16 protein-coding genes and 1 tRNA gene are annotated in these 22,550 nt (G+C 47.9%); 7 read left to right on the top strand and 10 right to left on the bottom strand.

Features of this window, described 5'->3' with window-relative positions:
- Positions 1-49 precede the first annotated feature (49 nt).
- From NDA06_RS13650 to NDA06_RS13660, 3 genes are all read right to left on the bottom strand, one after another.
- Entirely contained in the window at positions 50-814 is a 765-nt protein-coding gene (locus NDA06_RS13650) for a pentapeptide repeat-containing protein (RefSeq protein WP_190986880.1), read from the bottom strand.
- 65 nt (positions 815-879) lie between these two features.
- Positions 880-1,074 (bottom strand): hypothetical protein, encoded by a 195-nt coding sequence (locus tag NDA06_RS13655; RefSeq protein ID WP_190411270.1) that lies wholly within the window; start codon positions 1,072-1,074, stop codon positions 880-882.
- 209 nt (positions 1,075-1,283) lie between these two features.
- Entirely contained in the window at positions 1,284-2,375 is a 1,092-nt protein-coding gene (locus tag NDA06_RS13660) for an alpha-hydroxy acid oxidase (protein ID WP_190986881.1), read from the bottom strand.
- Between the two features lie 101 nt (positions 2,376-2,476).
- On the opposite strand from NDA06_RS13660, the gene NDA06_RS13665 reads away from it, so the two are divergent.
- From NDA06_RS13665 to NDA06_RS13685, 5 genes are all read left to right on the top strand, one after another.
- Positions 2,477-2,902, top strand: coding sequence for a lysozyme inhibitor LprI family protein (locus NDA06_RS13665; RefSeq protein WP_190411272.1), 426 nt, complete (start codon positions 2,477-2,479; stop codon positions 2,900-2,902).
- A 177-nt stretch (positions 2,903-3,079) separates the two neighbouring features.
- Positions 3,080-7,318 carry a tetratricopeptide repeat protein gene (locus NDA06_RS13670; RefSeq protein ID WP_190986882.1) on the top strand — a complete coding sequence of 1,413 codons (4,239 nt, stop codon included), beginning with the start codon at positions 3,080-3,082 and terminating at the stop codon, positions 7,316-7,318.
- Positions 7,319-7,540: 222 nt separating this feature from the next.
- The gene (gene hemC / locus NDA06_RS13675) at positions 7,541-8,512 is read left to right on the top strand and encodes a hydroxymethylbilane synthase (protein WP_190411275.1); all 972 of its coding nucleotides are present in this window, start codon (positions 7,541-7,543) and stop codon (positions 8,510-8,512) included.
- 84 nt (positions 8,513-8,596) lie between these two features.
- Complete coding sequence (gene glgA, locus NDA06_RS13680; protein ID WP_190411276.1) at positions 8,597-10,021, top strand: glycogen synthase GlgA; 1,425 nt, start codon at positions 8,597-8,599, stop codon at positions 10,019-10,021.
- A 561-nt stretch (positions 10,022-10,582) separates the two neighbouring features.
- Positions 10,583-11,959, top strand: coding sequence for a right-handed parallel beta-helix repeat-containing protein (locus tag NDA06_RS13685; RefSeq protein WP_190527266.1), 1,377 nt, complete (start codon positions 10,583-10,585; stop codon positions 11,957-11,959).
- A gap of 258 nt (positions 11,960-12,217) precedes the next feature.
- Here NDA06_RS13685 and NDA06_RS13690 read toward each other — a convergent pair whose 3' ends face one another.
- Together NDA06_RS13690 and NDA06_RS13695 are read right to left on the bottom strand one after the other, a co-directional pair.
- The gene (locus NDA06_RS13690) at positions 12,218-13,294 is read right to left on the bottom strand and encodes a M23 family metallopeptidase (RefSeq protein ID WP_242047574.1); all 1,077 of its coding nucleotides are present in this window, start codon (positions 13,292-13,294) and stop codon (positions 12,218-12,220) included.
- 32 nt (positions 13,295-13,326) lie between these two features.
- Positions 13,327-14,658: a homoserine dehydrogenase gene (locus NDA06_RS13695; protein WP_190987084.1), complete on the bottom strand. Its 1,332-nt coding sequence runs from the start codon at positions 14,656-14,658 to the stop codon at positions 13,327-13,329.
- A gap of 200 nt (positions 14,659-14,858) precedes the next feature.
- Here NDA06_RS13695 and NDA06_RS13700 point away from each other — a divergent pair, with 200 nt between their 5' ends.
- On the top strand, positions 14,859-16,640 hold the full coding sequence (locus NDA06_RS13700) for a TPM domain-containing protein (protein WP_199324232.1): 1,782 nt from the start codon (positions 14,859-14,861) through the stop codon (positions 16,638-16,640).
- Between the two features lie 14 nt (positions 16,641-16,654).
- Here NDA06_RS13700 and NDA06_RS13705 read toward each other — a convergent pair whose 3' ends face one another.
- The 5 genes from NDA06_RS13705 to NDA06_RS13725 all read right to left on the bottom strand — a co-directional run bounded on the left by NDA06_RS13705 (position 16,655) and on the right by NDA06_RS13725 (position 22,029).
- Positions 16,655-17,128: a hypothetical protein gene (locus NDA06_RS13705; RefSeq protein WP_242030517.1), complete on the bottom strand. Its 474-nt coding sequence runs from the start codon at positions 17,126-17,128 to the stop codon at positions 16,655-16,657.
- A gap of 237 nt (positions 17,129-17,365) precedes the next feature.
- Complete coding sequence (gene gltX, locus NDA06_RS13710; RefSeq protein ID WP_190432876.1) at positions 17,366-18,805, bottom strand: glutamate--tRNA ligase; 1,440 nt, start codon at positions 18,803-18,805, stop codon at positions 17,366-17,368.
- A gap of 114 nt (positions 18,806-18,919) precedes the next feature.
- Positions 18,920-18,993: transfer RNA gene (locus NDA06_RS13715), tRNA-Asp, on the bottom strand.
- A 177-nt stretch (positions 18,994-19,170) separates the two neighbouring features.
- The gene (locus tag NDA06_RS13720; protein ID WP_190987085.1) at positions 19,171-20,388 is read right to left on the bottom strand and encodes an esterase-like activity of phytase family protein; all 1,218 of its coding nucleotides are present in this window, start codon (positions 20,386-20,388) and stop codon (positions 19,171-19,173) included.
- Positions 20,389-20,502: 114 nt separating this feature from the next.
- Positions 20,503-22,029, bottom strand: coding sequence for a TM0106 family RecB-like putative nuclease (locus tag NDA06_RS13725; protein WP_190987261.1), 1,527 nt, complete (start codon positions 22,027-22,029; stop codon positions 20,503-20,505).
- Positions 22,030-22,223: 194 nt separating this feature from the next.
- Here NDA06_RS13725 and NDA06_RS13730 point away from each other — a divergent pair, with 194 nt between their 5' ends.
- Entirely contained in the window at positions 22,224-22,445 is a 222-nt protein-coding gene (locus NDA06_RS13730) for a hypothetical protein (RefSeq protein ID WP_190987262.1), read from the top strand.
- Positions 22,446-22,550 lie beyond the last annotated feature (105 nt).

A 22,550-nucleotide genomic window follows, 5' to 3' on the forward strand; every position in this document is an offset into this window, starting at 1 on the left:
AAACTGACTCGTAAATACTGGGCAGGGATTTTAACCCACCCTAGCAGAATTAAAAAAGCAATCGGAGTAGTAAGCTACCAATACCTCCTAGGAAATTCGCCAAATTTCCGCCGCTGCTACCCGCTTCCTGCAAAGGTGTTGTCAGCTCTTTAATGAAAACTTGGCTAGTCTGATAGCCTTGAATATTTCCCTGGATGGTAAAGAGTTCGGAAGCTTTCTGAGAATCCAGAACGGCTCCGGAGCGATCGCCCATTTGATAACGCGCCACTCCTCTGGCTAGATATGCGGGGGCAAAGTTGGGCTTAAGAGCCAGCGATTGGTTGAAATGATCGATTGCCCCTTGTTGGTCTCCTTTTTGACCCTCTGCTACACCCCATGCGTAGAAATCTTCAGGCGTGGCTGCGTAGCTAGGGATGCCAATAGCCGCCTGCAAATTAGCACCATTGATGTTAGCACCTGCCAAATTTGCATTAACAAGAAAAGTTTCTCTTAGGTCGGCACCTGCCAGGTTCGCACCCGTCAAGTTCGCACCGCTCAGATTGACGCCAAATAGAGAAGTCCCGCTCAGATTTGCACCTCTGAGGTCGGCTCCACTCAGGTTGGCACGACTAAGATTAGCACGGCTCAAATCAGCGCCAGTAAGATTAGCTCCTGATAAGTCAGCTAAAGCTAGACCCGCACCACTGAGGTTGCACTGCGAACACTGTTTAGTCGCTAATAACTGTCTAGTATGTTCGACGTTTTCAGCTTTTACAGGAGCAGCAAGGGAAAGTGTCGTCAGCAGTGCTGCTGTTGCGGCGATTTGGGGTTTCATATCGAGTTGTGCAGCGGTAGCTCTCTATTTTCCCCAGCATAAACCATTCGGGAAAACATCAAGCTTTATCGTACAGAATTAGAACCGCTGCCATTCTCTGGAGTGTGAGTATTTGGGCGAGGTAAGAGGCTGATGATTTGCGATGCGGTTTCTTGCAAGTTGAGTTCTGATGCCATTTGAGGGGCAGTTGACCAGCTATGTCCCAAAAATACATTGAGAGAGAATGTTAGAGTCGCGGCTACCATTAGTTTTTCCAGCATCTCAAACTCCCCCCCACAGCAGATAAATTAGCGCATAAAATTCTGATACTACTAATATGAATAGTTTTTATCTAACATTAGGTGATTGACATGCCGGAGAAAATGTGATCTTGTTTTCTGAACTGGGTGATCCTAGTCACATACAGCGAATTTGCTGTCTTAAAGGCGCGATCGCATCTTCTCATCAGCAAGCGCAATACCAACGATTCCTACAACCGCACCACTAAACTGGGATCAATGTCTTGTAACTTAGCGCAGCCACTCAAAGCGATCGCTAAATCAAGTTCATCTCGCAAAAGCTCCAGTACGTGCCCGACACCCGCCTCTCCCCCTACTGCTAATCCCCACAACACGGGGCGTCCTAACAATACGGCTTTTGCTCCTAATGCCAGGGCTTTGAGGACATCAGTGCCGCGACGGATACCGCCATCCACCAGAACTTCTGCGGTGTCCCCCACAGCCGCAACCACCTCACTCAGAGCATCAATCGTAGCGATCGCTCCATCCAATTGTCTGCCCCCGTGATTAGAAACAATCACCGCTTTGGCTCCATGTTCCACCGCCCGAAGCGCATCGTCTCCTCGCAGAATCCCTTTCACCACCAATGGTAAAGGCGACAAGGATTGCAACCACTCCAAATCCTTCCACGTCAGTGCTGGGTTCAGTTGCTCTAAAAAATAGGCAAATAAACCCGATTCGCCGGGTTTATAGGAAATTTTCAAATCTGTCAAAGTGGCTAAATTAGCCAGTTCCATTCCCAACGGCAAAACAAACTGATTTCGCGTATCTCGCTCTCGCTTACCCAGCAGAGGCGCATCAACTGTCAGACACAGCGCTTGGAAACCGGCAGCATAGGCGCGTTCTACCAAAGCACGGGTAAGGGCGCGATCGCGATGCACATACAACTGAAACCACTGCGGTGTCTGATTCCCGACGCTGGCAACTTCTTCTATACTTTTGGTTGCTAAGGTACTCAATACCATCGCGGTTCCCATTTTTGCCGCAGCTTTGGCAGTAGCAATTTCACCGTCTGGATGCGCCAAACACTGAAACGCCATCGGCGCGATGAGAATGGGCAGTTGTAGAGATTGACCGAGGATCGTGGTACTTAAATCTCGCTGGCTGACATCTACCAGCATCCGAGGACGGAGTTTGTAGCGTTCAAAGGCTGCTCGATTATCCCGCAGCGTGATTTCGTCCCAAGCACCGCTAGCGTAGTAATCCAGCGCCATCTGAGAGAGGTGCTGGTTGGCTAGCCTTTCGTACTCAAATAGATTAATAGGTCTAACAGGAGTCGTCATTTGCCAATGCTAGCCGATGCTCATCAAGAGCGATCGCATTTCACTTTGTTGCTATGACCTTTTTGCTATGTTATTGGCTACACAGAATTCAAGATTTGACCATGAATAAGTTATTACCCGCAATTGTAGGTGTGGCAGCTTTGCTCAGTTTAGGTACTGCGGCGGTGACAAATGCAAACGCAACACCAGATGTATCGGGAATCCGCCTAGCTCAACGACCTAACTGCAACAATCCTCAGACTCAAGGAGAAATGAATGCTTGCGCTGGAATAGATTACCAAAATGCAGATAAAAAGTTGAACCAAATATACAAACAACTCCTACCAAGATTGCAAAGCTCGCGGCGACAGAAATTAATTTCAGCGCAGCAAGCTTGGATCAAGTTTAGAGATGCTAGTTGTACTTATGAAAGAACTGAATTTGCAGGCGGAACAATGGAACCGATGATTTATAGCAGTTGCCTTGCAGAAGTAACAAAACAGCGGACAGCGCAATTAGAGCAATATCTAAGCAACGCTGATAGGTAAAGCAAGAATGCGATCGCACTACTGAAATGAAATCGGTGAAGAATGCGATCGCTCTATTCCAACTCTATTCTGCAAGGCCCTTAGCGACCAATTAGATTTTTGCATAACTCCGGTTCAGATAAAGATATAGATGATGGAGCGACCAAATCTATAAATCAGCTGCTGGAGAATTTGCCAATGCACTACTGTCTCAAATCTCTCAGCCTTGCCACTGCTACTTTACTGCTTTCGCTGACATCTCCCCTTTTACCGCTTACCTTGAAGTTTGAGCCTCTTGCGGTACAGGCGCAAACGACCCAAGACAGAAAGGCTGAGGCGTTACAGCTGAACAAAGAGGGAGTTCAGTTACTAAATAGAGGTCAAATTCGAGAAGCTTTGCAGAAATTTCAAGCCGCTTTGGTCATTTCCAGAGAAATTGGCGATCGCAGGAGAGAAGGCTCGACTCTTGGCAATATTGGAAAGTCTTACTTTGAGTTGAAACAGTACTCTCAGGCTTTGGATGCCTTCCAGCAAGCTCTGGCAATTTCCAGAGAACTCAGCGATCGTAGAGGAGAAGCTGCTTATCTTGAGAATATTCGTAGGGTTCAGCTCGCTCAAAGTGGAGTACCTATCCTTGATAAGGCAGAAGTAGATCGCCTCATTAAGCAGGGTCGTCGGCAGCTAAAAGACAGTCAACTTCGAGAAGCTTCACAGACTTTTCAACAGGTGTTGGAGATTTATCGAGAGCGTGGCAACCGTGCAGAGGAGGCTGCCATAACTAGAAGAATTGGATCGATATACAGGAACGTAGAACAACATACCCAGGCTTTGGAATACTTTCAGCAAGCTCTAGCCATTTATAGAGAAATTGGCGATCGCCAAAAAGAAGCCTACACTCTCGGCAATATTGGCTGGTCTTACTTTGACTTAGAGCAGTACCCTATGGCTATGGAGTCCTTCCAGCAGGGTCTAGCAATCCACCGAGAACTCGGCGATCGCCAAAAAGAAGCTGCTTATCTCGATAATATTCGCAGGGTTCAGCTCGCTCAAAGTGGAGCAGCCATTCCTAAAACCGCAGAAGAAGAACGCCTCTACGAGCAGCTCTTTGAGCAGGGTGAGCAGCAGCTCAAAAACGGTCAATTTCGAGAAGCATCACAGACCTTTCAACAGGTATTGGATATTTATCGAAAGCTTGGCGACCGTGCAGAGGAAGCGTCTACAACTTTAGAGATTGGTTCGATCTACGGTGAGGTAGGACAACATACTCAGGCTTTGGAATACTTCCAGCAGGCTCTAGCCATTTACAGAGAGATTGGCGCTCGCGAGGACGAAGCCGAGGCTTTCGAGGAAATTGGGGAGTTTTACTTGGAATCGGGACAGTCCTCTCAGGGGCTGGAATACCTCAAGCAGGCTTTAGCTATTTACACAGATATGGGAGAGCGCAAGGCAGAAGCCTCCACTCTCGGCAGCATCGGGTGGATTTACTTTCACGATCTAAAACAGCCCTCTCAGGCTTTGAAATACTTCCAACAGGGTCTGGAAATCTATAGAGAACTCGGCGATCGTAGGAGAGAAGCTGCTTATCTTGAGAATATTCGCAGGGTTCAGCTCGCTCAAAGTGGAGTAGCCATTCTCAGCGAGGCAGAAGCAGAACGCCTCTTAGAGCAGGTTGAAGACGGTCAATTTCAAGAAGCGTTACAGTCCCTGCAACAGGCATTGGAGAAATATCGAGAGCGTAGCGACCGTGCAGGCGAGGCTACTATAACTAGAAGAATCGGATCGATCTACGCTCAAGCAGAACAACCTATTCAGGCTTTGAAATACTTTCAGCAGGCTCTAGCCATTTACAGAGAGCTTGGCGCTCGCGAGTCAGAAGCCGAGACTTTCGAGGAAATTGGGGATTTTTACTTAGAGTCGGGACAGTCTTCTCAGGGGCTGGAATACCTCAAGCAGGCTCTAGCGATTTACACAGAACTCGGCGCTCGCAAGAAACAAGCTTACACTCTCAGCGAAATTGGGGAGTTTTACTTCGACTCAAAACAGTACTCTCAAGGTTTGGAATACTCTCAGCAGGCTCTAGCCATTTATACAGAACTTGGCGACCTTACAAGAGAAGTCCGCATTCTCAACAATATTGGGAAGGTTTATGATGAAAACCTGAAACAGTACTCCCAAGCCTTGGAATACTACCAGCAGGCTTGGGTAATTAGAAGAGACTCCTGCGATCGCACAGGAGAAGAAAGAACTCTCCAAAGCCTTCAGAAGGTTTATAGTCGCAGGAGTCTCGCTGAAGAAACACCTATCTCCGATCGAGCAGTGGCTCGCCTGCTTGTAGAAGGGTTGCAGCAGCTTAGGAACAATCAGTTGCCAGAGGCAGCACAGTCTTTTCAGAAGGCATTGGAGGTCGAGCGGAAAGGGAGTAACCGCAAGCAGGAGGCGTTTATCTCCAGGCTAATTGGATGGAGCTACACGGATCTGGGACAGCATACCCAAGCTTTGGACTATTTCCAGCAGGCTTTAGCAACTTACAGAGAAATGGGCGATCGTAACAGCAGCGGTAGCTACGCTTCACGCAGGGAAGAACTCTCTACTCTCGATAATATTGGGTGGTCTTACGTCGCACTAAAACAGTACCCTCAAGCTTTAGAATCCTTTCAGCAGGCTCTAGCAACTTACAGAGAAATCGGCGATTCGTCTAAGGGCGATACCTACACTTCACGCTCTCAAGAAGCTACTGCTCTCAATACCATTGGTTCTGTGTTGGAAGCACAAAATCAACCGGAATTAGCAATTATCTTTTACAAACAATTTGTTAGTATCACTGAAGCCTTTCGTAAAAATTTGCAAGTCTTACCCAGTGCAAGACAAAACGCTTGTTCTCAAACATCTCCTAATAATGTATATCGTCATCTTGCTAACCTTCTCCTCAAACAAGACCGAATCCTCGAAGCACAAAGAGTTTTAGATTTGCTCAAAGTACAAGAACTCGACGATTACCTCCGCAACGTGCGAGGCAATAACAATACTAATCAAGGATTACCGAATCTCCTACTAGAACAACAGACTTGGGCGAGTTATGAAGTGGTTCTGGACAAAGCGGTAGAAATTGGCAAAGAACTCACTCAACTACGACAAATACGACCCGAAAACCGCACCCCAGCACAAGAACAGCGCATCGCTCAATTGGTGAAATCCCAAGAAAAAATTATCGAAGATTTCAATAACTTCAGCGAAAGTCCAGAAGTATTGGCACTGATTCAGCAGCTGAGTCCCAAGAGCAGGAAACCAGATTTGGTGGACGATTTAGAAGACCTGATTGGCTTACAAGATAACCTGAAAAATCTGCAACAAAAGGCAGTCCTCCTCTACCCCTTAATTCTGGACGACCGCATCGAACTCATCCTCACCACCCCTGACTCTCCCCCCATTCGGCGCACCGTCCACGTTTCCAAGAAACAACTCAACGAGACAATTGCAGCATTTCGCAGCGCCTTACAAGACCCCAAATCTGACGCCAAAATCCCCGCCCAACAACTTTACAACTGGCTGATTAAACCCCTAGAACCAGACCTGAAAGCCGCAGATGCCGAAACGATTGTCTACGCACCCGACGCTCAACTGCGTTACATTCCCCTAGCGGCTTTGTACGATGGACAACAATGGTTAGTGCAACGCTACCGCATCAATAACATTACTGCCACTTCCCTTACAGAACTCAATACCCAACCTCAACGGCAACTGCAAGTTTTAGCCGGTGCCTTTGCCACCGGACGCTACAGTTTCACGGTTGGTGGACAAGACTTTAACTTTGCTGGGTTGCCCTTTGCTGGAACTGAGGTAGAAAATTTAGCCAAGACCGTTCCCACTACAACCAAACTCATCGATAAAGCCTTCACCCCTCAAGTCACCGTTCCTAAAATGGATGACTACACCGTCGTGCATCTAGCGACTCATGCCGCGTTTGTCGTGGGGACACCGGATGATTCTTTTATTCTCTTTGGTAATGGCGATCGCATCACCCTCCGAGATATCCAAAAATGGAGCCTCAAAAACGTTGATTTGGTAGTTCTTTCTGCCTGTGAAACCGGATTGGGCGGAAAACTGGGGAATGGTGAAGAGATTCTCGGCTTAGGCTACCAGATGCAGAGAGCAGGGGCAAGGGCTGCGATCGCATCTCTTTGGACAGTCGATGATGGCGGGACTCAAGCCTTAATGAATGCCTTCTATGCAACTCTCAAAAAGGGCAACACTACAAAAGCTGAAGCCCTGCGTCAGGCACAAACTGCTCTGATTAGTAGCGACTATACAGCTTTGGATCAAAAGCGCGGGGGCATTGTCATCGAACGTATTGGCAATACTTCATCACCAGATGCGATCGCTCGGCTTAGCCACCCTTATTATTGGGCACCGTTTATCTTGATTGGCAATGGCTTGTAGCCTGTAAATTCGATGACTCTTGAAGAACGCGATCGCTCTATCCATGATGCTGTCGCTGATAAACATCCATCAACGATGACTGCCTTGCTTCCAGCACACGGGAGAATTTATATTACTTAACCTATCTTGAGAGCGTTGGCATCAAACTCCAGGCTTATTACAGCCACGGCTGCGGTAGTCTAGAACAGGTGACTTTATTTGCTGTGTTCAGGCGATCGCTTTATGTCTCCTACAGTTTCTAGTCCGGCTCGTACTATCCGCATCGGTTCTCGCAAAAGCCAACTCGCACTCGTCCAGACTTACTGGGTGCAAGAACAACTCCAGAAACACTTTCCCGAATGTACCTTTGAAGTCCACACGATGGCGACTCAAGGGGACAAAATTCTAGATGTTGCCTTAGCCAAGATTGGCGATAAGGGACTCTTTACGAAAGAACTCGAACTGGGAATGCTCAATCAAGAGACAGACTTTGCCGTGCATTCCCTGAAGGATTTGCCTACCAACTTGCCAGAAGGATTGGTTTTAGGATGCGTTAGCGAACGGGAAAATCCGGCAGACGCGCTTGTCGTGCATGAAAAGCACAAAGATAAGCAACTGGAAACCCTGCCAGAAGGGGCTGTAATTGGAACCTCTTCCCTGCGGCGACTGGCACAGCTGCGCCACCACTATCCTCACCTATCTTTTAAAGATATTCGGGGCAACCTAAACACCCGACTGGCAAAACTAGATACAGGCGAATACGACGGAATTATTTTGGCAGTAGCAGGATTGCACCGCCTGGGAATGAGCGATCGCATTCATCAAGTTATTGCCCCTGAAGTATCCCTCCATGCCGTCGGACAAGGTGCTTTAGGCATCGAGTGCCGTGCTGGTGACACCGAAATTTTGGAATTACTCAAGGTACTAGAGCATCAACCCACTGCTCAACGCTGCTACGCCGAAAGAGCCTTTTTACGGAACCTAGAAGGTGGCTGCCAGGTGCCAATCGGGGTGAATACTCAGATTGACGGCGATACACTCACCTTAACGGGCATGGTTGCCAGTTTAGATGGCAAGCGGATGATTAAAGATACCGTTAGCGGTGCTGCCAGCGATGCCGAACAAATCGGAATTCAGCTTGCCCATCGGTTACGGGAACAGGGAGCTTCGGCAATTTTAGAAGAGATTTTTACCGAAGTCGGACGCGGTCATTAATCCAAAATCAAACTCCAAAATCGGGTAGGCGATCCCCTGACTCGGTATGATGTAACCAAAATATTTCAGGAAACGCCAGCAATAATGCGAATTCTGTTTGTTGCAGCTGAAGCAGCGCCCATCGCCAAAGTGGGTGGGATGGGTGATGTCGTTGGTGCCTTACCAAAAATTCTGCGAAAAATGGGGCATGATGTGCGAATCTTCATGCCTTACTACGGTATGCTGCCCGACAAAATGGAGATTCCCAAAGACCCTGTTTGGTCGGGTTCTGCCATGTTCCAGTCGTTCTCAGTTTATGAAACCGTTCTACCTGGAACCGATGTGCCACTGTACCTATTTGGTCATCCGGCTTTCATGCCACGTCGCATCTATTCTGGGGACGATGAAGACTGGCGGTTCACGCTGTTTGCTAACGGTGCAGCAGAGTTTTGCTGGAATTACTGGAAGCCGCAAATTATCCACTGCCACGACTGGCACACTGGGATGATTCCGGTGTGGATGAACCAAGATCCCGATATTACCACCGTCTTCACGATTCATAATCTGGCTTATCAAGGGCCTTGGCGTTGGTATTTAGAGAAAATTACTTGGTGTCCTTGGTATATGCAAGGACACAACACAATGGCAGCAGCGGTGCAGTTTGCAAACAAGGTGAACACCGTTTCCCCCACCTACGCCCAACAAATTCAAACCCCCGCCTATGGCGAAACGTTGGAAGGTTTGCTGTCTTTCATTAGCGGAAAGTTATCCGGTATTGTTAACGGCATCGATACGGAGGTTTACGACCCCGCCACTGACAAATACATTACTCAGACCTTCACAATTGATACTCTTGAGAAACGTCAAGCCAACAAAATTGCACTGCAAGAAGAAGTCGGCTTAGAAGTTAACAAAAATGCCTTTGTGATTGGCATGGTAACGCGACTGGTGGAGCAGAAAGGCATCGATCTTGTGATTCAAATGCTCGATCGCTTTATGGCGTATACCGATGCTCAGTTTGTCCTGCTGGGTACAGGCGATCGCTATTACGAAACCCAGATGTGGCAAATGGCTTCCCGCTACCCTGGTCGCATGGCAAACTACTTACTCTATAACGATGCTCTCTCCAGACGCATCTATGCAGGTAGCGATGCTTTCCTCATGCCTAGCCGCTTTGAGCCTTGCGGCATTAGCCAAATGCTGGCGATGCGTTACGGCTGCGTGCCGATTGTCCGTCGCACAGGTGGCTTAGTCGATACCGTTTCTTTCCACGACCCAGTGAACCACGCTGGTACGGGGTACTCCTTCGACCGTTATGAACCCCTAGACCTTTACACCTGTATGGTTCGGGCATGGGAAGCTTTCCGCTTCAAACCGCAATGGCAGGAGTTGCAGAAGCGGGGTATGCAGATGGACTTCAGTTGGGACACATCCGCGAAAGAGTATGTCAAACTGTACAACTCCATTTACGGCATCACTGAGGAAGAACCCGCCCAGCCTGAGATGCAGTCAGAGTTAGTAAATACTTAGTCATAAAACGCACTTCGGTTAAAGACCCCCTGCAAGCAGGGGGCTTTTTGTTGGCTAGGGTGCGTTAGCGATCGCTAACCCTGTCAAAGCGGGTGGCAAAGTTTCAAAACCTTGTGAGTGCATAGGATGCGCTCATTGTCAGCGTAAGTTACTCGCCCTAAAATCCAGGCATAAGTTAAGGTTATTGGCAATAATCCTTGAATTACGGACAATAAAAACGCTACAAGCACCATAATCCTTGGGGTTAGACCTTGTTCTAGCTAGCTTGCGATCGCTTATATATATTTTTTATATAAAGTACAGTTTCCGTACTACTGATAGATTCTTTGTAACTTTTTTGCAAACGCAAGTAGCGACTACAAAACGAGCCTACAAATAAAGCAAGTTTTTACTGCATTTCAGCGTTTTCTCCGAAAGATGTCAGTAATATCGCGGATCTCAATCGGTATTAACGACGGCTAGGATTTAGCAGACCAGTTTTATGAAGTTTTGATGAAGCTTCCTAAAACTGCACAGCAGGGTCATCTCTAGCGTTCTTGTCGTTTACCAACGAAGTAAAAAATGTCTAAAGTACACTCTTCTGGATTGAGCCTGCTGTTGATTTTTAGTGCCTCGACGGTTAGCGTCGGACTAGTAACAAAACCAGCACTCGCTATTACCACCTACTACGTTGCGACGAATGGTAGTGATAGTAATTCTGGAAGCCAAAACAGCCCATTTGCCACTATCAGTCACGCAGCTTATAAGGCAAAGGCTGGCGACACGGTATATGTACGGGGAGGCACCTACAGCTTTACGAAAGAACAATACATTGGCAGCATCGGCACCGCCAGCAGTCCGATTAGCTACCAATCCTATCCAGGCGAGAAAGCAATTTTAGATGGCACTAAAACGCCAAGCAACACCAACATCGTGAATCTAGCTGGCGCATACAACATCTTCAAGGGCTTTGAAGTAAAGAACTCCAAATTTACAGGCATTGTGTCCTGGGGCGGCAACAACCTCCAGATCCTCAACAACACCGTTTACAACTCCTACAAGAACGGTATCTTTGTTGGTTACGACAAAGATATGACCACAGCCTCAAACATCCGAATCGACGGCAACACCGTTTATATGAATTGCCTTGCGAATAAAAGCCGTACCCTTGCTGATGGTTGGGATCAGGGGATCGCTAGTGGCAGAGCAAGCAACGTCACCATCAGCAACAACCACGTGTATCAGAACTACGGTGAGGGAATCGACTTTATTTTGACCAAGGGCGGTGTAGCTTCTGGTAATAAGGTGTATGACAACTACAGCGTGAATCTATACCTGGACAACGCTACTGACATCACGGTAGAGCGCAACCACATTTACACCACCAACAACACAAACTTTTACCGAGACGGGAAACCAGCGAGTGGGATTCAGGCATCCAATGAATACTACGATTTTTCCAACCCAGTGAATAACATTAAAATCCGCAACAATATCGTCATTGGGGGACTTACAGGCTTTGCCTATTTTTCAAATTACGGCAGAGGCGGAGGGTTGAAGAACTTTGTTATCGCCAACAATACCTTTTACAAAGCGACGCGAGCCATGCTCCTGATCCATAGCGATCCAGGTCATACAAACAATCTGATTGCTAACAACATTTTCTCCCAAACTGGCAGTGTCGCGATGACAGAAATTCCAGCCAAAACGGGATTGGCATTTCAGAATAACTCTTGGTATGGTGGCAGTGCTGGTATTGCTGTGGGTACCGGCGATATCACTGCCAACCCGTTGCTGGTAAATCCGGGAACTACAGTGGCAACTGACTACAAGCTTCAGCCTGGTTCCCTAGCCATTGAAAGAGGTACTACGCTTACTCAAGTCACGAATGATTATGCAGGATCGAGCCGTCCGCTAGGGCTAAAGCATGACATTGGGGCTTACGAATATTTCAAGTAGAAGAGTAATGATTTTTTAACGCAAAGGGCAATCTGGGAAAGGGCAAAGTTACGCAGAGGAACTACAAGTTTTTGCGATTACTAAGTCTTTTCCCTAGCCTTCTGTGCATAAAAAAATCCTACTGACGAATTAAGACCAATCTTTCTGGATGATGCTCTACATTAAATATCCCCTACCCTCAAAAAAAGGGTGAGCTGTATGTAGTGCGTCAAAACAGAAATGGGATGAGTCAAACTAGCTGCAAGCACAGATTCCCGATTATCTATTAACAGTTACTTGCTGAAGATAGGGTTGTGGATCTTGTGCAACCCAGCCTAAATTCGAGTTGTAGCGCAACTCAAAATGCAGATGGGGTTTATCTATGTCAGGGAGTCCTGTGGTACCAACTGTTCCCAGGACATCCCCCTGGCTAACTTGTTTACCACGACTAACATCAATGGTTGCAAGGTGAGCATAACGGGTTTGGCGTCCTCCCGGATGATTAATAACGACTAAATTGCCAGAATCTCCGCGATCGCCAATAAAGGCTACAGTTCCCTTATCCACTGCTAGCACGGGTGTCCCGACTTCTGCCAACAGATCGATACCGCTGTGAAAAGCAACTTGATTGCTTCGAGGATTTAGCTGCCAACCATAACCCAGTGCGATCGCTGTCGTTGCGGGTAAGGGATAATGGGCTAGTTTCCGGTTGTTACGTCCAGCCAGACTTGCAGGCGACCAATTTACTCCAGGGATAAATACAACTCTAGGATTTTTCTGGCAACCGTTTACCTCATAGAGTACATCGGCACGAATTCGGTAGCTTTTGGCTACATCTTGCCAAGTTTTCCTAGCAGGAACTTCGACGCGAATGCCATTGTAAGGCGGAATCAAAATTTCTGCCCCTACGGGTGCTTTGCCTTGCCGTAAAGATGGATTGAAACCGATCAAAGTAGCAGGAATGAGATTGTATTGGCTGGCAATACTTTCTAAAGTTTCACCAGCGGCAACTTTGTGGCGAATCAAGCGTTCTAAAACTGGCGGTGGGCACATTTGCTTGTCACCCTTCCCCTCAGTTGCAGGAGGCGATAAAAGGGTAGGTACAGCGAGAATGTCTTCAGCTACAGAGGATTTTGAAAATACCGCTGAAAAAAGGCAAAAAGAAACCGGAAGGAGGAAGAAAAAACCTAATTTTTGCTTTTTTCCTAACATTTCTAAGATGCGATCGCAATATCCGTTCGCTTTTTTGATGCCATATTTGAGATTCCCCCAACCCCCGCGCTGACGCACCGCTGCGCTTAAACCAAAGCGGATAAAACAGGAGCGATCGCTGTATTTTAGGGAAGCTGTATTCATTCGCCTCTCTACATCTTTCGCCACTTGTCTCCTCATAAAACTCGCAAAATGCTGGGAATACTGTCTATCGTATCTAACGTGCGAATTTCATCCAGGGCTTGTCGAAAGTTGCCTTCCCGGACATCGTGAGTCACGACGACAATTTCGGCAAGTTCGCCGTGGATGCCAGTTTGCACCACAGATTCAAGACTCACCTGGTGGTTGCCGAAACTGGTGCCCAACTTACCAATAACGCCCGGACGATCCCGTGTCAAGAAACGAGCGTAAAACCGCGTAACTAGCTCCTCCATCGGGGCGATCGCGCAGTAATCTTGATGGGAACAGCTTAATAGTGGATGCAGTTTGGCAGCATCTCCACCACTTTTCAAAATGGCAGCAATATTTAAAATATCCGAGACAACGGCGCTGGCAGTGGGACCGGAACCCGCCCCACGTCCGTAAAACATTACCTGCCCAATCGGTTCGCCTTCTACGAGAATTGCGTTATAGACGCCGTTAATACTGGCAAGCGGGTGAGTTTTGGGTACGAGAGTCGGATGAACTCTAACTTGTAAAGACGCCAAATTTCCCGTTTCTCTGCCTGGAGTTTCTTTCTCCGGTGCCGGTAAATCTTGTTTAGCGATCGCTAATAATTTGATCGTAAAGCCGAGTTTTTCCGCATAGGCAATATCGGCGGCGCTGACCTTAGAAATCCCCTCACAGTATATTTCTGGCAGCTTGATGCGTCCCCCAAACGCTAAGGAAGCCAAAATCGCCATCTTGTCAGCAGCATCTAAACCGTCTACATCAGCCGTTGGATCGGCTTCTGCATAGCCCAACTGCTGGGCATCTGCCAGAATCTCGTTAAATTCACCCCCCTCGGTTTGCATCCGACTGAGGATGTAGTTCGTGGTGCCATTGACAATGCCAGTCACCGAATGAATCCGGTTGACACTCAGCGCCTGCTTCAAGGGTTGAATTACCGGGATGCCACCCCCAACGGCTGCCTCTAGCATCACATAGACGCCTGCTTGATTCGCCGCCGTAAAAATTTCATCACCGTAGCGAGAAATCACCGCCTTGTTTGCCGTGACAACGTGCTTACCATTAGCGATCGCTTTGAGGATAAGCGATCGCGCGGGTTCTAAGCCTCCCATCACCTCGACCACAATATCCACATGGGGGTCGGTGACAATCGATTCCAAATCGGTCGTCAGCAAGCTTTCTGGCATTTCTACGAGTCGGGGCTTATCTAGCGATCGCACTCCCACCCGATAAACTTCTATTTCTTGCAGCAGCGGATGACGCCCTTGCGGATCTAGCAAAATTTGTGCCGTACCCGTGCCGACTGTCCCCAGTCCCAGTAATCCAATTTTAAAAGCCACAACCGTTATCCTGAATTTTAACTCTACAGCGCTTGTAATTTACTTGTAATTTAGCTTTTCGGCTCTGCCTCCATCGCGTTGGCAATGCTAACACAGGGGATGCTACCAACACCCTTCCCATCATCGCCCCGAACAGTGAGCCAAAAACTGAGCAAAAGAGTGAACCGAATTGCCGATCCACCTGAGACATTCTAGAGGTGATGGCACCCATTACAGTTGTTGAGTTGCGATCGCTTATGCTCAAACAAATTGCTCTTGCTGGTTTTGCGAGTTTCACTGTTGCTGCCTTCCCAGTCGTCAGCAAGGCTTTAACCGTTCAGGAAGTTCCCAATCCCCGGCAAGTCAATGGTGGCTGGGTGACAGACATGGCGGATATGCTCAGTCCGGCGACGGAAGCACAACTCAACCAGATCATCTCAGATTTAGAGGCAAAAAATAGCAGTGAAATCGCGGTAGTGACGGTGCCAGAGACTTCACCTTCTGCTACTCCCAAGGCGTTCGCTACGTCGCTATTTAATTATTGGGGCATTGGCAAGAAAGGGCGGGACAACGGGGTGCTGCTGCTGATTTCCCAGCGGGAACGTCGCGTAGAAATCGAAACGGGTTACCGTATCGAGTCGATTCTCCCCGATGCGCGTGTTAGCAAAATTATCCAACAAGAGATCGCACCGCGATTTAAGCAGGGTGACTTTAACGGTGGTACCCTGGCGGGAACGCAAGCACTAGTTATGGACTTGAGCGCTTATCAACCACCAACTCCTGCTGGCGTTCCGACTCCACCTGTCAGCATTCCAGCTACACCTGCTAGCGTTCCGACTCCACCTGTCAGCATTCCGGCTGCACCTGCTAGCGTTCCGACTACAACTGCTAGCGTTGTAGGAGTGGTTTACCCACTAGCGGGTGTTGGCGGTGTATTAGTGTTGATTCTAGGGACAGTTGCTTATGTGCGTCGTCCTCGCAGTGGAATTTTGCTCGAACCGACAGGGCGAGCGCGCATAGAAGGTGACAGTGGCGACACTCATCCCTGGCATTGCGCTACTTGCAAAAAGCGGATGCAAAAACTGGATGCGATCGCACTCCAGCCTTATCTCAGCCAAGCTGAGCAAGTAGCGCAAAAGTTAGGCAGCGTCAGATTTGAAGGCTGGCAGTGTCTCAAGTGTTATCCGCAACTAACTGGGCAGACAATTCACATTTGTGCGTACATTCTGGACTCACAACAATTTAACACTTGCCTCACCTGTCAGGAATTGACCGTCACCCAGACAATCAAAGCTATTTTGGAACAACCTACATGGAATAGAGAAGGTAAGCAACTGGTTGCCAAAGAATGCCACTGTTGTTCCTATAACGAGGAAGTTAAGGAAACGCTTCCTTGCCTAACTCCCTCGCGCCATACAGTTTTCATCGAACCAACCGGGCGATCGCGAGTAATCGGCTCAACTCGCCCCACCCATTGCGCTGATTGCCGATATCCCATGCAACAAATGGACTGGAATATACTCCAATTCCATCTTAGGAAACCTGAGCGAGCAGCTCAGAACCTAGGTAGCGTCAAATTTATCGGCTGGCAATGTCCCAACGGTTGCCAACAAACGTCTAGTCTGGGAATCCACATCCGTGCATACATTCTGAACTCAAGGCAATTTAGCACTTGCCCCACCTGTCATGAATTGACAGTCCAATGCACATCGCAGGTTACGCGATCGGCAACAGAGTACAGCCAAGGGATACGCCTGTTTACTCACAATTGCCACTGTTGCTCTTATCAGCGGCAAATTGAGACGAAAATTCCTCGCCTACCTCCTCGTCCTAGCAGCACCCAGAGGAATAGCGTTCGCCGTTCTAGCACTAGCTGGATTTCCAACAGCAGCACTAGCACTTTCGATACTAGCAGCAGTAGTTGTAGTTATGACAGTAGCAGCAGTAGCAGCGATTTTGGCGGCGGCAGCAGTGATGGTGGCGGTGCTGGTGGCAGCTGGTAGCAAGCAGCAAGTAATTAACGCCGGAAGGGGCCAGGATTGAGTAAGTTGACTTCAGTAATTTTGATAATGTAGGGGTTGAATTTACTTTTATCGTAAGATCCCACCCAAATTCCGTAAGTTCCCGGCTGCCACTGACCAGCAATGCCAGGGTTTTTGCCTTCATACTCATCATTGCACCAGCTGCCACCAGGTCCCTTAATCACGAGGGTAGTGTCTTCTGGGCTTTGCACTTGGATGGATAGAAAGTTGAAAAACGAAGTTAAAACTACAGTGTGATCGGGCTTATCGTCCGTAAAACCAACACATGGCCCGGTAGCGGTTTCGCTGCGACCTGCAATTTTTTGGGCCGCTATTTCGCCGCCACTGATACCCCGAATCGTCAACGGATCGGGCGAAAACCGGGGACCGAGGGTGACATTCTCGAATATGGGCGGGGATTGTACGGATTGGGCTTGCACCCTCGAAAGGCTCAACACTCCTACCGCCATCAGGGCTATGGTTGTGATGCCTGCCCAGAGGGACTTTCCTACCGATTTTTCCCCTAAATTGGGTACGGGTTTGTACATCCTCACTTCCAAAAACGGCACCTTGTTACCGATTATGTAACGGCTCTAGTTGTAGCAGTGACGATAGTATCCCATAAGAAGTTCCAAAGAAGAAGCCAAAAGCCTTCTCAGGCTGAGCTTGAGAAGGCTTGCAAAAGAAAAAGAAAGAAGATTTTCAGTTTACTTTTCTAGGGCTTGCTGTAAACGTAGCTTGTCCAGACCCCGCTGATTCAGGATCAACCAAGATTGAATCAAATCAGGACCATGCAAATCGCCGGTTAGAGCTGCGCGGAAACTTCGCATCACTAATCCTTTCTTCAGATTCTTCTCCTTGGTCAGCTGTTTGATGATGTCTTGGGCACCCTCTGCTGTCAAAGTTTGATGATTTTCCAGGGCGTCCAGAATCGCCTGCAAAGCGGTTTCGGTGCCGTCCTGCTGCAACTGAGTCAGTCCCTCTTCGCTGTAGGCTACGGTCTGGCTAAAGAATATCCGACTCATCTCGACTGCATCCTGCAAGCGCGTCAGGCTGGCACTCAGCAGGCTGGTTAACTGTTCTAACCAAGGGCGATCGCTGATCGGGTCAAATTCGTATCCAGCCGCCTGCCAGTAGGGAATCAGCTGATTTAATAGCTCATCTATCGGCATCTTGTGCAGATACTGACTGTTAAGCCAATTCAGCTTATCCCAGTCAAATTTTGCCCCTGCCTTATTGACTCTCTCAAAGCCGAACTGTTGAGCTGCTTCTGGCAGAGTAAAGATTTCCTTGGTGGAATCTGGGGGCGTCCATCCCAACAATGTCATGTAATTCGCCAAGGCTTCAGGCGTGTAGCCCATTTGCTGGAAGTCGGAAATGGAAGTGACGCCATCCCGCTTCGAGAGCTTTTTGCCTTCCTTGTTCAAAATCAATGGCGTATGGGCAAATTCCGGGATCGCGCTTCCCAGTGCCTCATAGAGCAAAATTTGCTTAGCGGTGTTGGCAATATGGTCTTCTCCCCGGATGACATGGGTGATCCGCATATCAATGTCATCCACCACCACTGCCAAATTGTACAGCGGCTGACCCACTGAATCGTCTGAGGCACGAGCAATCACCATATCGCCGCCGAGGTCGCTGGCTTTCCAGCTAACTTTGCCTCTTACCAGATCGTTCCAGGAAATCTCCCGGTCATCATCAATTTTGAAGCGAAGCACCGGACGACGCCCTTCGGCTTCAAAAGCTGCTTGTTGTTCTGGCGTCAAGTTCCGGTGGCGGTTGTCATAACGGGGAGCTTCTTTTCTTGCTGCTTGCGCTGTCCGCAATTCATCTAGTTCGGCTTCGCTGGTGTAGCAGCGATAAGCATAGCCCTTCTCTACGAGAGTTTGAATGGCTTTGCGGTACAGGTCGAGGCGCTTGGATTGAAAAAATGGCCCCTCATCCCAGGTCATTCCCATCCATTTCAGACCATCAAGGATGTTTTGAGTATATTCGGGGCGCGATCGCGCTTCATCGGTGTCTTCAATTCGCAGGATGAACTCGCCGCCATGATGGCGAGCAAACAGCCAGTTAAATACAGCGGTTCTCGCCGTCCCAATATGTAAGTTCCCAGTAGGACTTGGTGCAATCCGAACTCTAACGGTCACAGCAGATTCTCTCAAAAGGTTTCTATATTTGTTGTAGCTGCTAGTTGTAGCTGCTAATAATTGTAGGGGCAGGTTTCAACACCTAACCCCTACTAACTTTTCTACTACTTTTTACGGGACTGACGGGGCTCGAACCCGCAACTTCCGCCGTGACAGGGCGGTGCTCTAACCAATTGAACTACAGTCCCTTGTTTTCCGAGCCATTAACGATTATGTCGAGTCTCGTTGGATTTGTCAACCCCTTTTTTTCATTCCCTTTCGAATGGTGGGGTAGACACGGCTTTTTTGGTCTCGTGCCAAGGCGCAAAGACGCTAAAACGTTGCTTCATTTGGCGTCTTTGCATCTTAGCGCGATATTGTCCGGATTAACTATGAATGTGGCGCTTGACTTTAATGCTCACAAGTGCTGCAAATACCAAGCCTGCGAGTGCCGAAGGTTCCGGGACAGAACGATGCGCCGCTGATTTGGTGCCAATTCCAAAGGCGAGTACCTGGGTAAACTGAATCGGGCTAAAGTTGTTATCGCTAACTACAATCAGCGACTTTCGTCCATCCGCCAAATCAGGGCCAAAAGTCAAACCTTCAATATTATCGAGCGTCAGACCTAACTTCTCGAAATCAAGCAGCAGTTTTTTCTGAGCTGGTTTGATAGTGTTGAGGTTGATTGCACTGAGGCTGTTAATACTGCTAATATCGGTTGCCTTTTCTAAAGACACCTCAAACAGCTTGATTGTGTTCCCCACTCCAGTAGAAAAAGACCGTTCTAAGCTAAGAAACGTATCTTCATTCACTGCTAACAAATCTACTAAACCATTGGTCTTGAAACTATCAGCAGGATTGGGTGCTGCGGCAACTGGATCGGTAACGTATAAAAATTCCTGTTCCGGCTTCCCAGTTACGAGGTTATATTTTAAGATTCGCGAAGGACTTGCCACCTTGATGTCAGCGACAGCACCATCCTGAACCAAGGCATTTTCTGTAGCTGTAAACAAATACTTTTGGTCAGGGGTAAGCGTCAAGCTTTCAAAGGCTAAATTAGTGCGAATTCCGCTATCTTTAGCCGCTGTTGGTAAAAACTTCTGAGGAATTGGCAGGGTTTGAAGTTGCTGACCTGCCAAAGAAAATTCATTGACGAAAGGATTAATTAATTGGTTCGCATCTCCTTCAGAAGAGATAAATAGACTTCCCTTGCTACTTAAGGCAATCCCTTCGGAGTCAAGACTTAAAGGAGCAAAAGGTTGATTGTTTACATTCAACAAGGTTGTTACGTCTACAGGAGTTACTCCCCCCTGCTTTAAAGAACCCTGAGAAATATCAATTTTGAGGGTATAAAACCGAGCTGGTGCCTTTTCACTTCGGTCATCAGAAATACTGTAATAAACGTCTTTACTGGCATCGTAAGTAATTCCTGATAGCCCTCCCAATTCAGTTCCCTGAAATGAAAAACCAGTCGAAAAAGTGGATTGTCCTAAGTAATCAACGCCGGTTATTTTGAATGCCTGAGCGGGATGTGCTGTCAGAATTGCAGTGGTTAATCCACCAATAAAACAGAAAGATGTAAAAAAATTATCGATCTTGCTCATGATTGCCAGTGTTAAATTAAGCCATTTACACCAGCACCTTATCATCATAAAAATAAGATTTTTTTAAGAGAAGGTTATAAGAGAGTCGAATTGGAAAAATTTGGTGCTGGAAGATTACTCCCGTGCATCCAAATGAGCCGCATCCTGTATAAAGTCTACCAGCCAGTCTTTAAGGTGACGGGTAGCGCGGCAATCATCCTCGTTGTAGCGCAGAATGGCGTCGAGGAAAGTGCGATCGCGTGTTTTTAACCATTGATCGTACCAATAGATACACACTTGTCCATTCGCTCCCGCATCGCGCCACTCAAAGCCCAACCAATGGGCGATCGCTTTTAAAGCATAACTTTCGACGGGCAGTGTCACCATCCCTGTTACCCACTCGTGGATATCCACAAAGCGCGATAGCACCGGACGTAGCCTCTCCAGCGGGGTATTGTAGCATTTAGCCAGCCGCTTCATCGTCAGGATTTCGTAGTCGCAGAAATGGAAAATGGGAGCCTGAGGATAAGTCCAAACCAAATCTAAAAATTGCTGCCAAACCAATTCTTCGTCGCTGGGTTGTTCTGCTAAGAAAGGATAAAACGTTTCTGTATTAGCTTGACGGTCTACCACTAAAACTCCCAGCAGATAATCCAGTTCTAACGACGGTTCTGCCTCAATATCAAAGTAAAGTTCGATGGGTGAAAGATGCGAAGATGGATTGTCCATCACCCATTCTGCGGTTTGAGTGGTTTTTGCGATCGCAAAAGGTTTCTCCAGAAGCATCGCCCGATTCTCCACTACTGATTGCGCTTGCTGTACTAGCTGTTGCGCGACTTCCTCTCCCAAAACTGGCTCCAAAAAAGCCGGACTGACACTCGCCAAAGACTCCCGACTCGTCAGTTCAAGTGTCTGCAAATGCTGATAGCGACTCGGCGTTACACCCGGAATCAAAGAGAGATGTTGCTGTTCTTGCGCGATCGCATAGCAGTGATTTAACCAAGGGCAAAGATTGCACCGCTGACGGGTAATGAATACCTCTGGCTCTTGCCGAGACAGGAGCATTTCGATACACTCCTCTACAAGTGCCTGCATCATCGGCACCCATTTACTCAAATTGACTGCATAAGCCTTTTTTTCCCGTAATCGCAGCCAAACCGTATCCGGCAAAACCCCCTGAACAGATGCCAGCAGATGAGCGTGAAAAGCTGCAACCGTTTGATATTCCAGCTTAGGACGCCGACCTAAATGAATGTCACTGGGAACGTAAATCCAATCGCCAAAGTTTGATTGTCCGGGTTGTTTAACCAAAAAATCGGGACAACTCACGAGGGTCACTGTCTTCGGAAGGTGCAAGAAGGATTCATCCTCTATCCTTACTTCTTCCTCTTTCAGAAGCACGCCTCGGTAAATTAGCTCAACGCCCTCTTGCATCAAGGCAATGGTGGCATTCGCACCAGCGTGCCAATCTCCCCAAGCGTAATTGGGTTTGTGATAAGTCTGTCCCGCCAGAATGGTTTGCTGGAGAGCATACCGATCCTGTTGCAATTTGGCGCGAAAATCACTTTGAAAATCCTGCTGGGTAGGATCTCCATATAAATCGAGAAAAGACCGGCGACTACAACGTTGGTAGTGCCGCAACATATTAACAGTTAGCAGCATGACTTCAAGCTAACAGAGAATGAGTGAGCTTTCGCGATCGCTCTTATCGCACTCAGACTAAATGACACTAGACAAACAAAGCCTGACGAGAGCGGACTTGTAGAGACATGATATATCGCGTCTCTACGTGTAGATTTTGACAGCGATTCACCATCGGTTAGAGTAGTGGCGATTTTGAGCGTGAGGGTGTAGGCATGGCTAAGCGTAGCAAACGGCAGTTGATTGGGTGGCGATCGCTCTCATTTTTACTTCGTATATCGTTTTCAGCTTCTATCTATCGTAGTTTGGCGTTATTTGTAACTGTTCTATTGTTGTCATCAGTGAGGGCACAGGCAACAAGCGTTTCAATTGCCCAACAGCCAGCGACTTCCTCGCCAAATGCAACGACTACCGATCGACAACAAGCCTATAAGTAGCTAGGATGATTTAAACCTAAAACGCTCTAACGTATATCCCCCTTGTTCACTCCGTGATTCCATGCCGTCCATTACAGCAAGGGCTAAATCATATTCATTGTCGAA

Origin of the sequence: Trichocoleus sp. ST-U1, from assembly GCF_039961835.1 — a bacterium.
Taxonomy (GTDB): domain Bacteria; phylum Cyanobacteriota; class Cyanobacteriia; order Cyanobacteriales; family FACHB-T130; genus FACHB-T130.